The 12,592-nt window shown below is 67.5% G+C and carries 17 protein-coding genes; 8 read left to right on the top strand and 9 right to left on the bottom strand.

Annotation, left to right across the window (positions count from 1 at the left end):
• The first annotated feature begins 93 nt into the window (after positions 1–93).
• From pyk to AAC067_RS09405, 3 genes are all read left to right on the top strand, one after another.
• Positions 94–1,536: a pyruvate kinase gene (pyk, locus tag AAC067_RS09415; RefSeq protein ID WP_339931849.1), complete on the top strand. Its 1,443-nt coding sequence runs from the start codon at positions 94–96 to the stop codon at positions 1,534–1,536.
• 8 nt (positions 1,537–1,544) lie between these two features.
• Complete coding sequence (locus AAC067_RS09410) at positions 1,545–2,585, top strand: DNA adenine methylase (protein ID WP_339931847.1); 1,041 nt, start codon at positions 1,545–1,547, stop codon at positions 2,583–2,585.
• A 151-nt stretch (positions 2,586–2,736) separates the two neighbouring features.
• A complete protein-coding gene (locus AAC067_RS09405) occupies positions 2,737–2,871 on the top strand; it encodes a hypothetical protein (RefSeq protein WP_339931845.1) in 135 nt (44 codons plus the stop codon).
• On the opposite strand, the gene AAC067_RS09400 is transcribed toward AAC067_RS09405, so the two are convergent.
• From AAC067_RS09400 to AAC067_RS09390, 3 genes are read right to left on the bottom strand one after another with little or no spacing between them, the layout of a single operon-like run.
• Positions 2,868–3,491, bottom strand: a complete 624-nt coding sequence (locus AAC067_RS09400; protein ID WP_339931843.1) for a ribonuclease HII — start codon at positions 3,489–3,491, stop codon at positions 2,868–2,870. The genes AAC067_RS09405 and AAC067_RS09400 overlap by 4 nt on opposite strands.
• Positions 3,488–4,075: a DNA-3-methyladenine glycosylase I gene (locus AAC067_RS09395; protein WP_339931841.1), complete on the bottom strand. Its 588-nt coding sequence runs from the start codon at positions 4,073–4,075 to the stop codon at positions 3,488–3,490. The genes AAC067_RS09400 and AAC067_RS09395 overlap by 4 nt, the downstream gene beginning before the upstream one ends.
• A complete protein-coding gene (locus AAC067_RS09390) occupies positions 4,072–4,866 on the bottom strand; it encodes a folate-binding protein (RefSeq protein WP_339931840.1) in 795 nt (264 codons plus the stop codon). Before AAC067_RS09390 ends, AAC067_RS09395 begins: the two co-directional genes overlap by 4 nt.
• Positions 4,867–4,962: 96 nt before the next feature.
• Between AAC067_RS09390 and AAC067_RS09385 the strand changes: the two genes are divergently transcribed.
• The 3 genes from AAC067_RS09385 to AAC067_RS09375 all read left to right on the top strand — a co-directional run bounded on the left by AAC067_RS09385 (position 4,963) and on the right by AAC067_RS09375 (position 7,778).
• Entirely contained in the window at positions 4,963–5,922 is a 960-nt protein-coding gene (locus tag AAC067_RS09385) for a glycosyltransferase family 9 protein (protein ID WP_339931838.1), read from the top strand.
• 19 nt (positions 5,923–5,941) lie between these two features.
• On the top strand, positions 5,942–7,270 hold the full coding sequence (locus AAC067_RS09380) for a dihydroorotase (protein ID WP_339931836.1): 1,329 nt from the start codon (positions 5,942–5,944) through the stop codon (positions 7,268–7,270).
• Positions 7,271–7,370: 100 nt separating this feature from the next.
• Positions 7,371–7,778 carry a response regulator gene (locus AAC067_RS09375; RefSeq protein WP_339931834.1) on the top strand — a complete coding sequence of 136 codons (408 nt, stop codon included), beginning with the start codon at positions 7,371–7,373 and terminating at the stop codon, positions 7,776–7,778.
• Here AAC067_RS09375 and ribF read toward each other — a convergent pair.
• Genes ribF through AAC067_RS09355 form a run of 4 tightly spaced genes read right to left on the bottom strand, consistent with a single transcriptional unit; the run spans position 7,775 to position 10,442 of the window.
• On the bottom strand, positions 7,775–8,788 hold the full coding sequence (gene ribF / locus AAC067_RS09370; protein WP_339931832.1) for a riboflavin biosynthesis protein RibF: 1,014 nt from the start codon (positions 8,786–8,788) through the stop codon (positions 7,775–7,777). The genes AAC067_RS09375 and ribF overlap by 4 nt on opposite strands.
• 1 nt (position 8,789) lies before the next feature.
• A complete protein-coding gene (locus AAC067_RS09365) occupies positions 8,790–9,242 on the bottom strand; it encodes a MaoC family dehydratase (protein WP_339931830.1) in 453 nt (150 codons plus the stop codon).
• Between the two features lie 37 nt (positions 9,243–9,279).
• A complete protein-coding gene (locus AAC067_RS09360; RefSeq protein ID WP_339931828.1) occupies positions 9,280–10,164 on the bottom strand; it encodes a TIGR01459 family HAD-type hydrolase in 885 nt (294 codons plus the stop codon).
• Positions 10,161–10,442: a hypothetical protein gene (locus AAC067_RS09355; protein ID WP_339931826.1), complete on the bottom strand. Its 282-nt coding sequence runs from the start codon at positions 10,440–10,442 to the stop codon at positions 10,161–10,163. The genes AAC067_RS09360 and AAC067_RS09355 overlap by 4 nt, the downstream gene beginning before the upstream one ends.
• A gap of 605 nt (positions 10,443–11,047) precedes the next feature.
• Between AAC067_RS09355 and AAC067_RS09350 the strand changes: the two genes are divergently transcribed.
• Both AAC067_RS09350 and AAC067_RS09345 read left to right on the top strand, forming a co-directional pair.
• Entirely contained in the window at positions 11,048–11,293 is a 246-nt protein-coding gene (locus AAC067_RS09350) for a hypothetical protein (RefSeq protein ID WP_339931824.1), read from the top strand.
• A gap of 323 nt (positions 11,294–11,616) precedes the next feature.
• Positions 11,617–11,937, top strand: coding sequence for a hypothetical protein (locus tag AAC067_RS09345; RefSeq protein WP_339931822.1), 321 nt, complete (start codon positions 11,617–11,619; stop codon positions 11,935–11,937).
• Positions 11,938–11,978: 41 nt separating this feature from the next.
• Here AAC067_RS09345 and AAC067_RS09340 read toward each other — a convergent pair whose 3' ends face one another.
• A complete protein-coding gene (locus AAC067_RS09340; protein ID WP_339931820.1) occupies positions 11,979–12,236 on the bottom strand; it encodes a hypothetical protein in 258 nt (85 codons plus the stop codon).
• A 51-nt stretch (positions 12,237–12,287) separates the two neighbouring features.
• Positions 12,288–12,563: a hypothetical protein gene (locus AAC067_RS09335; RefSeq protein WP_339931818.1), complete on the bottom strand. Its 276-nt coding sequence runs from the start codon at positions 12,561–12,563 to the stop codon at positions 12,288–12,290.
• Positions 12,564–12,592: the final 29 nt, after the last annotated feature.

The raw sequence follows: 12,592 nt of genomic DNA, 5'->3' as shown, positions 1-12,592 counted from the left end.
CATAACTTCGTGTTTCGGTCGCCGCCAGGGGTTTAACCCGGTCGAGATTCATTGGCACATAGAGGTCCCACCTCACTGGCCGACAGAATCAGCATGAACCGAGCCCGCCGTGCCCGTATCGTCGCGACCCTGGGACCCGCCAGCCGGTCGCCCGCCATGGTCAAGGCTTTGGCCAAGGCGGGGGTCGATGTCTTTCGCCTGAATTTCAGTCACGGTTCGCACGAAGACCATGCGGCGGCACTGAAGGCCGTCCGCGGGGCGGAACTTTCGCTCAAACGCCCGCTCGGCATTCTGGCCGATCTGCAGGGGCCCAAGCTGCGTCTGGGCCGGTTTGCTGATGTCGAGATCTCGGTCAAACGGGGTCACAAGATGCGCTTTGATCTCAATCCCGCCCTGGGGGACGAGACGCGGGTACAGATGCCGCATCCCGAGATATTCAAGGCGTTGCGGACCGGCATGCTGCTGTTGCTCGATGATGGACGGGTGCGGCTGCGGGTCGGCGATCGCACGGACAAATGGGCCGACGTCACGGTCGAGAGCGGCACCCAACTGAGTGACCGCAAGGGGGTCGCCGTGCCGGAGGCCATCATCCCGGTCTCCGCCCTGACGCCCAAGGACAGGGAGGATCTGGCCTTCGCCCTGCGCATCGGCGTCGACTGGATCGCGCTCAGCTTCGTGCAGAAGGCCGAGGACATGGCGGAGCTGAAGCGGCTGGTTGGTGGGAAGGCCGCCTGTCTGGCCAAGATCGAGAAGCCGGCAGCCCTGACCAATCTGGAGAGCATCCTCGACTATTGCGACGGAGTCATGGTGGCGCGTGGCGATCTGGGGGTCGAACTGGATCCCGAGGACGTGCCCGTGGCGCAGAAGCAGATCATCCGCGCGGCCGGACAGCGCGGCGTGCCGGTGATCGTCGCTACACAGATGCTGGAATCGATGACCGACGCGCCGGCTCCGACCCGGGCCGAGGCCTCTGACGTGGCCAACGCCGTTTATGAGGGGGCCGATGCGCTGATGCTGTCGGCCGAGACGGCATCCGGTGACTATCCGCTGGAGGCGGTAACGATCATGAACCGCATCATGGAGCGGGTTGAGCGCGACCCGATGTGGCCCAGTCTGATGGATGCCGAACACGCCGGAATGGACGATTTTGACGCCGATGCCCTGGTCGCGGCGGCGCGCAAGGCGGCCGAGGCCCAGTCGACCGCGTGTATCGTGGTGTTCACGACCCTGGGCGGAACGGCGCGGCGGATGGCTCGCGAACGCCCGCTTCAGCCGATCCTGGCCCTGACCCCCAATCCGAGCACGGCGCGCCGGCTGGCGCTCGTGTGGGGGCTGGAGCCGAGGCTGGGCAAGGAGCCGACCTCGCTCGAGGACGTGACCGAGGATGCGGTCGACAGCGCCATGGAATACGGGTTGGCCGAGCCCGGTCAGCGCATTCTGGTTCTGGCCGGGACACCCTTTGGTGCGCCGGGGGCTGCGAATCTGTTGCGACTGGCGCATGCTCCGGCCAAGGGCAAACGCCCCCGGAAGACCTGACGGGCGGAATGATCAAATACATCGGCTCGAAGCGCGCCTTGCTGGGCCATGTCACGGGTGCGGTGCGCAGCCTGTTGCCGGACGGTGGAACGGTCTGTGACCTTTTCTCCGGAACGGCGCGGGTCGGCCATGCGCTGAAGGGTCAGGGTTTCCGGGTCTGGTCCAACGACCACAATGCCTATGCTCACACCCTGGCCACCGCCTATGTCCAGGCTGACCGCGAACGCTGGGTCGAGCAGGCTGAGCGGGTGCTGGCCGAACTGCGGACGGTGCCGCCCGAGGCCGGCTGGTTCACCAAGAGCTTCTGCGAGGACGCGCGCTTCTTCCATCCGGACAACGGGGCCCGGATCGACGCCATGCGCGACCGGATCGAGGTCATGGGGCTGGAGCCCGAGCTGAAGGCCATCGCCCTGGTCTCGCTGATGGAGGCGGCCGACCGAGTCGATTCCACGGCCGGGGTGCAGATGGCCTATATGAAGACCTGGGCCGGGCGGGCACTAAACCCGCTGACCCTGCGGATGCCCGACATCCTGCCCGGGGTGGTGGCCGGCCCCTGCAAGGCCACGTGCGGTGATGCGGTCGAGATCGCCGGCCAGATCGAGGCCGACCTCGTCTATCTGGACCCGCCGTATAATCAGCATTCCTACCTCGGCAACTATCACTGCTGGGAGAGTCTGGTGCTTTGGGACAAGCTTGAGAGCTATGGCATCGCCAACAAGCGGATCGACGTGAAGACCCGCAAGAGCCCGTTCAACAGCAAGCCGGGTATCGCGCCGGCCCTGGCCTCGGTGGTCGGGTCGCTGGAGTCGCCCAACCTGATCGTGTCGTTTAACGACGAGGGCTATCTGTCGCGCCAGCAACTGGTCGAGATGCTGTCGACACGCGGCCATGTGCAGGTGATCGAGATCGCGCGACCCCGCTATGTCGGGGCCCGGATCGGCATTCACAATCCGCAGGGCGAGAAGGTCGGGGCGGTCGGTCGGCTGCGCAATGTCGAATATCTGTTCGTGGTCACTGAACAGCCGGTGGTGCTGGCCGACGCTGCCTGATCTGAGCCGGCGGGAACGGACCGACCTCCCGGGCCGTTGGGGCGGTATGGAACATTCGTCCGCACACCCCGCTCGCCCCGACAGTTCCGATGACGTGAAAGCCTTTAACGCTTTCTCCTGGCGGGAGCGGCACGAGGTGGAGGAACCGGGGTTGGCCCAGGCATCGTCGCAGGAGCAGACCTTCGCTCAGACCCTGTCCAGCCTGCCGGGCTGGGCGATCATCAGCGCGGGCGGCCTGGTCGCCGCCATCCTCGGGGCCATGGTCGGCGGGGCCCTGCACATCTAGATTTCCAGAAGGGCCCGGATCGGGGCCCAGGTCTGGCGGTGCGCGGCGCAGGGGCCCAACGCCTTTAGCGCGGCCACATGCGACGTCGCGTGATAGCCCTTGTGCCCGGCGAAGCCATAACCGGGGTATTGGGCGTCCAGCTCGACCATCAGCCGGTCCCGCGCCGTCTTGGCCAGGATCGAGGCCGCCGCGATCGACAGCGACAGACTGTCGCCCCTTACCACGGTGCGGATCGGGCAGGGCAATTTGAACTGGTAGTTGCCGTCGACCAGGGCGGCGCTGGGCACCGTCGCCAGACCCGACACCGCCCGGTGCATGGCCAGGCCCGTGGCCTGCAGGATGTTCAGCGTATCGATCTCCTCGACCGAGGCGAATCCGACGGCCCAGCAGATGGCCCGGGCCTTGATCTCGATCTCCAGCTGTTCGCGCCGGGCATGGCTCAGGGCCTTGGAGTCGTTGATGCCGTCCGGCAGGTCGTCGGGATTGAGGATGACCGCTCCGGCCGAAACCGGCCCCGCCCAGGGACCGCGCCCGGCCTCGTCGACACCGCAGACCGGTCCGCCGTGGCTTTCGATCAGCAGCACTTCCAGCGATAGCGTCGGTCCGGTCGCGACGCTCATCGGCCGTCCATGGCGCGGACCTCGGCGTGGCGGGGGCAGCCGGTCAGGTGGTCGTTGACCATGCCGGTGGCCTGCATGAAGGCATACACGATCACCGGGCCGCAGAAGTTGAAGCCCCGCGCCTTCAGAGCCTTGGCCATGGCCACCGATTGGGGAGTCTGGGTAGGGACGTCGGTGAGGGCGGCGGGGGCGTTCTGTACCGTTTGCCCGTCGACGAAGGACCAGAGCCAGGCCGAGAAATCCTCGCCCCCGTCGCGCATGTCGAGCCAGACCTTGGCCCCGCGGATGGCGCTGGTGATCTTTGCCCGTGAGCGGATGATGCGGGCGTCGCCCAGCAGTCGCTCTATGTCAGCCTCGCCGTAGCGGGCGATGATCTCCGGGTCGAACCCGTCGAAGGCGTCGCGCATCCCCTCGCGTTTGCGCAGGATGGTGATCCAGGCGAGGCCGGCCTGGAATCCGTCCAGCACCAGCTTCTCCCACAGGGCGCGACTATCGTACTCGGGCACGCCCCATTCGCTGTCGTGATAGGCGACATAGAGCGGGTCCGTTCCGCACCAGCCGCAGCGGCCTGATACGTCACTCACGCTGCGGTCTCCGGCAGGAAACCGGGGCGGCGAACGCTGACCGGGCGGCCGTCGACGGTCAGAGCACCGTCTAGACGGTCCAGCCGCAGCAGGGCTATGGCACCGTCGTCTTGACCGGTCATAACCTCACCGGCGCGCAGCTCGCCGTTCAGCACCTCGGCCCCCATGGCGGGCGGCGGCCCCTCGAAGGTGATCGGCATCATCCGGTTGCGGATCGCGCCGCGTCGCCACATTCGCGAGGTCGTCTCCTGACCGACGAAACAACCCTTCTGGAAATCGATGCCGTGCAGCAGGTCGTAATCGGCCTCGATCGGATAGGTCTTGTCGACAACGGCGTCGCCCGAAGCCGGGACTCCGGCCGCCAACTGGTGGGCCAGATACTCAGCCTCGGTCGCATTCGACGTGGCCGCACCGTCATAGCGGCGACCCCCGAGGCCGGGCGTGCGCGGGTCGGGGGTGAAGCCGTCGGCGGGCCCGTTCCAGGCGGCCATGACGGGGGTGTCGAGGGCGTCGATGCTGACGTCTGCGCGCAGCCGGTACATCGACAGGCGCTGGATCAGGGCCTCGCGGCGGTCGGTGGCGACGTCGAGGATCACACCGTCATCCTGGCCCAACAGAAACAGGTCGAACAGCAAACGACCGGGCGGCGACAACAGGGCCCCGAAGCGCAGGTCACCCGCGGCCAGACCCTCGACATCCTGGGTCAGCAGGTTGTGCAGGAAGGGTCGGGCGTCCGGGCCGGAAACCCGGATGAGGGCGCGGCTGGAGAGGTGGGCGATACGGGTAGACATGCGGTCAGGATAGAGGGCCGGACGACGGCGGGCGAGGGGTGTTCGCCGGCTGACAGCAATCGTGAAGCGATCGTAGAATCTCTGTAGAGTGAATCGATGTCAGGCCCCTTTCCCATTCTCTATATCGCCGAGGCGGATGCCGAGGCCGCGCTACTGTCGTCGGGTGTGCTGGCGCATCTGGTCGAGGCCCTGCCGCAGGCCAGATTCACCATCGTCGGATCGGCGGCCAGCGCACCGCTGTTCGCCGATACGCCACGGCTTGATTCGCTGCTCGTGCTGGACCGTGAGGGGCGCTGGGACTGGATCGCTCTGTGGAACCGGGTGCGGTCGACGCGGTGGGGGCTGGTGGTCGATATGCGCGGCTCGACCCTGTCGGGCCGGCTGAAGCGCCAGAAGCGGGCGGTGCGGGCCCCGGACCTGCCGGGGCTGCACGCGGTCGAACAGGCTGCGCGAATTATGCATATGGATGAGGTACCGGCTCCGAAACTGTTCTTCGGGGATGAGACCCGGGCGGCCGCGGATGCCCTGATCGGGCCGGTCACCGGACCGATCCTGGCGATTGGTCCCGGCGTCGAGTGGATGGGCAAGCGCTGGCCGGCGGAACGCTATTCCAAGGTGGCCGGGCCTTTGCTGGCCGAGGGCGGGCCGCTGGCGGGTGGGCGGCTGATGATCGTCGGCGAGGATATCGACCGGGATTCGGCCCATACGATCCGGTTCGTGGTGAGCCGCGACCGGGTCATCGAACTGCAGGGCAGGCTGACGCGGCTGCAGACGGCGGCGGCGCTGTCGCGGGCCGATCTCTATCTCGGGGCCGACTCGGTCTGGACCCAGTTGGCAGTGGCCGCGGGGGTGCCGACGGTGGCCGTGTTCGGTCCGTCAGACGAGGCCCATCACGGGCCGTGGGGCGGGATCGCCGTGCGTGGCCCGCGCACGGTCGACGAGTTCCGGACTATCGACCCCAATCTGAACCAGGCGATCCAGCATATGATGGACCTGCCCGCCGACCGGGTGCTGAAAGCCGCGCGAAAGCTGCTGGCGGACAAGACGGCGGGCTGATCCCGGAGTATGGGAAGGCATGACCCAGACCTATGACCTGATCGTTCGCGGCGGTGATGTCGCCAACCATGCCGGCTACGGCCGCGCCGATGTCGGTATCCGTGACGGAAAGATCGTCGTGGTCGGCGACCTGGGCCAGGCCTCGGCGGGAGAGGTGTTCGACGCCTCCGGTCTGACCGTGCTGCCGGGGGTGATCGACACCCAGGTCCATTTCCGCGAGCCGGGGCTGGAGTGGAAGGAAGATCTGGAAAGCGGGTCGCGAGCTGCGGCGCTGGGCGGGGTCACGGCGGTGTTCGAAATGCCGAACACCGAACCCAGCACCACCAATCCGGAAGCCCTGGCCGACAAGCTGGTGCGGGCGCGGGACCGGATGTGGACCGACCACGCCTTCTACATCGGCGGCACCCACGACAATTCCCGCTTTCTGCGTGAGCTGGAGCGGCTGCCGGGCTGTTGCGGGGTCAAGGTGTTCATGGGGGCCTCGACCGGGACCCTGCTGGTGGCCGACGACGACGGGGTGCGCGAGGTGCTGCGCAATGTCGGGCGGCGGGCGACCTTCCACTCCGAGGACGAATACCGGCTGGTCGAGCGCCGGCCGTTGGCCCGGACCGGGGACTGGACCAGTCACCCCGAGGTGCGTGACGCCGAGAGTGCCATCATGAGCACCCGCCGGCTGGTCGCCCTGGCGCGTGAGACCGGGGCGCGGATCCATGTGCTGCATGTGACGACATCCGAGGAGATCGCCTTCCTGGCCGACAACAAGGACGTCGCCACCGTTGAGGTGACGCCGCAGCATCTGACCCTGACGGCGCCCGAAGCGTATGAGCGGCTGAAGGGGCTGGCGCAGATGAACCCGCCGATCCGCGAGGCCAAGCACGTCGCCGGTCTGTGGCGGGGCATCGAGCAGGGCGTGGCCGATGTGCTGGGCTCGGACCATGCGCCGCATACGCTGGAGGAGAAGGCGCGGCCCTATCCGGCGTCGCCGTCGGGCATGCCGGGGGTGCAGACGCTGGTGCCGGTAATGCTGACCCATGTGGCCAATGGCCGGCTGAGTCTGGAACGGTTCGTCGACCTGACCTCGCACGGAGCCAACCGGGTGTTCGGTATCGCCGGCAAGGGCCGGATGGCCGAGGGCTATGACGCCGATCTGACGCTGGTCGATCTGAAGGCGAAGCGGACCATCCGCCACGCCGACATGGCGACCCGGTCGGGCTGGACCCCATTCGACGGGTTCGAGGCCACCGGCTGGCCGATGGCGACCATCGTGCGGGGGCGCACGGTGATGCGCGACGGGGCGCTGATCGGCAAGGCAGGCGGGCGGCCGGTACGGTTCCAGGAAACGCTGTAGTGACCGGCGCGGCACCGTTGAGCGATCGCTGGCCTCGCCATTAACCGGAAACAGAGTATCGTGTGGTCCTGTGCCGGATTATTCTGCAACGAGCGATCTCATGGCCGGACGAATTCTGATTGTCGACGACGACCCCTTTATCTGTGACGCGGTCGAACTGATCCTGACCGGCGCGGGCCATACGGTGAGTTCGGTCAACGACGGCAAGAGCGCGATCGAGTCGATCCGGGCCCTGATGCCCAGCCTGATCCTGCTGGATGTGCGCATGCCCGGGATCAGCGGACTGGACACCCTGACGTCGCTGCGGCGGGCCGGGGTCTCGGTACCCATCCTGATGATGACGGCCGACAACAGCCCTGGGACGCTGCAGGAGGTCATGTTCCTCGGCGGCAGTGGCTATGTGCTGAAGCCGTTCGACGCCGACGATCTGATCGCGCGGGTCGAACAGACCCTGGCCGAGGCCGCCGCGCCGACCCCGGCGAAGCGACCCCTGCGCCGCGGGATCTAGCCGGCCAGCACCGCGCGGGCGGCGACGGCGTCGGCGTTGATCTGGGCCTTCAGGGCATCCAGCCCGTCGAATTTCATCTCGCCACGCAGGCGGGCGATCAGGTCGGTCTCCAGCGTCTGGCCGTACAGGTCGCCGTCGAAGTCGAACAACCAGACCTCGAGCATCGGCTGTTCGGTCTCGAACATCGGGCGGATACCCAGATTGGCGACGCCGTCGATGATCCGCCCATCGGGCAGGCGGCTGCGCGTGGCGTAGATGCCGTAGGCCGGGCGCATATAGTCGGCCAGCGGGATGTTGGCGGTCGGTATGCCGATGGTGCGGCCGCGCTTGTCGCCGTGAACCACCTCACCGGCGATGGCGAAGGGGCGGCCGAGGATGGCGGCGGCGCGATCCATGTCGCCGGCCTGCAGGGCCTCGCGCACGGCGCTGGACGACAGTTTCAGGCCATTGGGGTCGTCGAGCCGCTCGACGGTCGAGACGGTGAAGCCGAGATCGGCCCCGTAGCGGCGCAGGGCCTCGGGCGACCCGGTCCGACCCTTGCCGAAGGTGAAGTCGAAACCGACGGCGGCGTGGCGCACCCCGAGACCATCTTTCTGGCCTATCGCGCTTCGCGCTACTTGAGGCGTGTCCTGGCCTATCGCGCTTCGCGCTACTTGAGGCGGAGGCCCGGCGAGCACCTCCCGGGCGAAGTCCTCATCCGACATGGCGGCCATGTCGGCGTCGAACGGCAGCAGGTAGAGGCGGTCGACGCCGAGCGGTTCGAGGGCGCGGGCCATCTGGTCGGGGGTCATCAGACGGAACGGGGCGGCGTCGGGCTGGAACCAGCGGCGCGGGTGCGGGTCGAAACTGACCACGGCCAGCGGCGCGTCGAGGGCCCGGGCGGCGTCGCGGGCCGCGGCGATCACCGCCTGATGGCCGCGATGCACGCCGTCGAAGGCCCCGATGGCGACGGCGGCCCCCTTCTGATCAGGGGTCAGGTCGCGCCAGCCGCAAATGACCTCGATCGCCATGTCAGGTTTTGGCGGGCCGGCGCCGGCGCGGGACGCGGACGGTGGCCTCGCCGTCCATGACCAGATCGTCGCCGACGTGGCCGGTGGCGGTCAGGATGACGCGGGCGGTGTCCGGGTCGACCGAGGCGACGGTGACGCGGGCGATCAGTCGGTCGCCGATGCGCACCGGCTTGTGGAAGGCCAGGGTCTGGCTGAGGTAGATGGCCCCGGCCCCGGGCAGGATGGTGCCGACCACGGCCGAGCCGATCGAGGCCGACAGCAGGCCGTGGGCGATGCGGCCGCGATAGGCGGTCTTCGACGCAAATTCCTCATCCATATGGACGGGATTGAAGTCGTCCGAGGCTTCGGCGAAATGCTGGATCCGGGCTTCGGTGATCTCGACCTGCTTTTCGGCGGTCATGCCGACGGACAGTTCTTCGAGGATGTAGCCGCCGGAGGGATGTTGTTCGGTCATCGCCCCTGTTAGCCCCCGACGGTTGAATTGGCGAGGGTCACCAGACGAGGTCGAGGGCGGCGTAGCGGGCGAAGGTGGTCTCGGCCTTGAGCAGTTCGGCGGCCCGGGCCGGGTCGAGGCTGCCGTCGGGACCGCGCGCGGCGTCGCCGTGGATGCCCTGGGCGATGAACAGACAGTCCAGCGCCTGCTGGTTGGCACCGCGCACATCGGTGATGACGCCGTCGCCGATGCACAGCACGCGGGCCCGGTTGACCGACCCGCCCAGCAGCCGCTCGGCCTCGGTCAGGGCCAGGGCATAGATCGGGCCGAACGGCTTGCCCGCCATGGTCACCCGGCCGCCCATGGATTCGTACAGATCGGCCAGGGCCCCGCCGCAATAGATCAGCTGATCGCCGCGCTGGACCACCTGATCGGGGTTGGCGCAGATCAGCTCCAGATCGCGGGCCACGGCCGGGGTCAGCCGTTCGCGATAGTCCTCGGGCGTTTCGACGGTGTCGTCGTTGGGGCCGGTGACCGACAGGAAGGCGGCGTCGGCGGCTCCGTGCGCGGTCTGCAGGCCCAGACCCTCATACAGGGGCCAGTCGCGGTCGGGGCCGATGATCCAGGCCGGGCCGGGCGCGCGCCGGGCCAGCTCCATCCGGGTGGCGTCGCCCGAGGTGACGAAGGCGTGCCACGACTGGCGCGGCACCCCGAGCGCATCCAGCTGGGCCACCACGTCGGTGGCCGGGCGCGGCGAGTTGGAGATCAGCACCACATGGCGCGGACCGTTGGGGCCGGGCTCACGGTTGAAGCGGGCCAGGGCCTCGCAGGCGTCGGGCCAGCTCTCGCGGCCGTTGTGGATCACGCCCCAGACGTCACAGAGCAGGATGTCATAGTCGTCGGCGACGGCGGCGAGGTGCGGGAGCGGATGCGGCAGGGTCATCCGGGGGGGATAGCCGGTTCGACCGGGTCGGTGAAGGTTTCGTTGTCGGCTTCGGGGTCCAGTTCCGGGGTCATCGTCTCGAGCAGCAGCAGGGCGGGGGACAGGATGAAGTCCTCGATGGTGACGCGGGCACCCCGGCGGCACAGGTCCAGATACATGGCCTCGCGGTCGCAGCGCGGGGTGTAGGCCCCGGTCAGCAGGCCTTCGAGGCGGATGCGCTGGATCGCATAGACCGTGGCCCGTTGGCGGTCGCTTCGGCTGGGACGGCGGGATCGCATGGCAGGCTCCGGCGGTTGGCGGTGAACAGACATGGGTCGGCACCGTCGGGCGAAAGGCCGGACGGTCGGGGCGGGCGCGGGGCGACCGGGGCTCGCCCGGTGCAAAAGGAAAAACCGTTTCGACGAGACACAGCGCCCCGCGTGGCCGTTTTCCACGCGCCCGTCGCCTGCCGGCCCTGTTCGGGCCTTGGCGACTCACCGCCCCGTCCGTTGCCGGGCGGGACAGGGGGCGGACGTGCCGGTCGGTGCCGACAGCGGTCGCGACCCGAAGGCGCGCGGCGAGCAAGCGGGCGGGATCCGTCCCCGCCCGGCGAGGGCCCCGGAGATAGGCATCTCCCCGGCTTCATCGCTCGGCCACAGCCCGCCGTCGTCGAGCAGCGTGGATCCGACGCCCTCCCCATCGACGGGATGAGGCGGAGTCTGGCACAGCCGCGGACCAGGGCGGGTTTTTAGCGCGGGATTTTGGGGAAGGGGTTGGGAAACAGGGGGTTGGGGAGGGGCGATAGGGGGATTTTTGCGGGGGAGGTAGCGGTGGGGCGGGTTGAAGAAGGTGAGGTTTGTTCCATTTGCAGTTGAGGCGTCAAAGGTTAATACTGACGTCACGAATGTCCGACAACTGGAGCGGCCTGATGCGGCGTGCAACTGATTTTCTGGCGGTCACCCTCGCGTATATCGGGGTTGCCAGTATTGTAATGGCCGTACACTACTTGATTAATCCTCAGTTTGTGCTGAAGTACGGAATAATTATTGTTGTGTCTGGCTTTTTACTTTCCCATGTTGCGAGTTTAGCTATTTCGCTAGTGCCGACCGTTGAGCGTTATTTCGAGCGCAAGGCTCGACGCAAACGGTGATTTTCCGATTGCGCGATTGTCGGCAATGCCTGCTCCGATTCCCTGACAAGAGCGACGCCAAGGCCTTCCTTCACCCTCGAGGGGAGAAGGAAAGGGGGGCGTCCTGGCGCGGGCGGGTGAGGGGCAGACGGTGAGGGGGAGCCCCTCACCCTTTCGCGCAGCCGCTCGCTCCGCTCACGGGCGCTCAAGCCCTCTCCCGCCGGGAGAGGGGTCTTTTGCTTGTCGTCAGTCGCCGACGCGCGCCGGAGACCCCGGCGGGGACACGCACGGGCCAGACAGCGGGAATTCGTAGAGCGCTCGATTGTGGATTAGGCTGGTGCCCCATGGGGCCGGTACCGTTTTTTGCCGCGATGATCGCCGGCGTCGTCCTAGTGCGTTTGATCGCGTTTCGGCTGATCGCGCCGGCCCTGGCGACGCGAGGTCGGCGGTTTCGATCGCAGCTGAAACCGCAATGGGTGTCGCTGCTGGACGCGATCACCTTCGGGAGCATGGTCGCCGGTGGGACCGTGGCCATCTTTTTTTCAGGCCTTCTGGATCGCCAGCTTCTCTGGAACGACATGGTCATTCTGGGACTGATACTGGCGGCGGTCTCGTATTGCTCGGGGATCCTGTGGAGCGTGCTGTCCTACCACTACAACGACTGATGACGGGGGCCGGCCGACCAGCCGGGCCGCCGAATTCGGCGTTACAGTCGCCGCAGGGCCGTGCCGTTCAGCCAGAGCATGCCGAGGCCGAAGCGAAGCAGCAGCAGGCTGATGATGAGGAGCGTGACGCCCTGGCTGGCTTCCGTCCGCGTCATGTCGTGGTCACCGGCGATCCAGGTGTGCCAGTCGGTTGCGAGATTCCAGATCATGAAGGCTGGAAAGGCACCGCCGAAGAGCGTGATCATCGCGCCGTTCAGGAGCCCGGCAAACGCGTCTTCCTTGTCTTCGGGCGTGTCCATTGGCTGTACATTACCGTGGATGGAAAAGGACGCAACGGGCCGGGCGCGAGGCTAGCGGTTCGAGCGAAACATCCGCACGCCGGACCGGGTGACCAGAACACCTACGATGATGAAGCCGGCGGCATTGAGCAGGTCCATCCAGCCGGTACCCCGACCGCCCATCTGCCTGGCGGTCGCGAGGCCGCTGCCGAAGCGCCAGAGGAACCAGAGTCCCACCCCGCCGATCGCCAGGCCGATGGCCGTGACCATGGTGGCGTTCAGCAGGTTGGCGGCTTTTTCCTCGAGGCCGTCGGATGGGCCCGGACCGATCCCGTCGTCTGGTGTCATGGCCCCTGTCCCGATGGTTTCGCCGGCAG

The sequence above is a fragment of the uncultured Brevundimonas sp. genome (assembly GCF_963977465.1).
In the GTDB taxonomy this organism is placed as follows: Bacteria; Pseudomonadota; Alphaproteobacteria; order Caulobacterales; family Caulobacteraceae; genus Brevundimonas.
The sequence above is the reverse complement of the archived record's forward strand: the minus strand, read 5'-3'. Positions and strand labels throughout refer to the sequence as shown.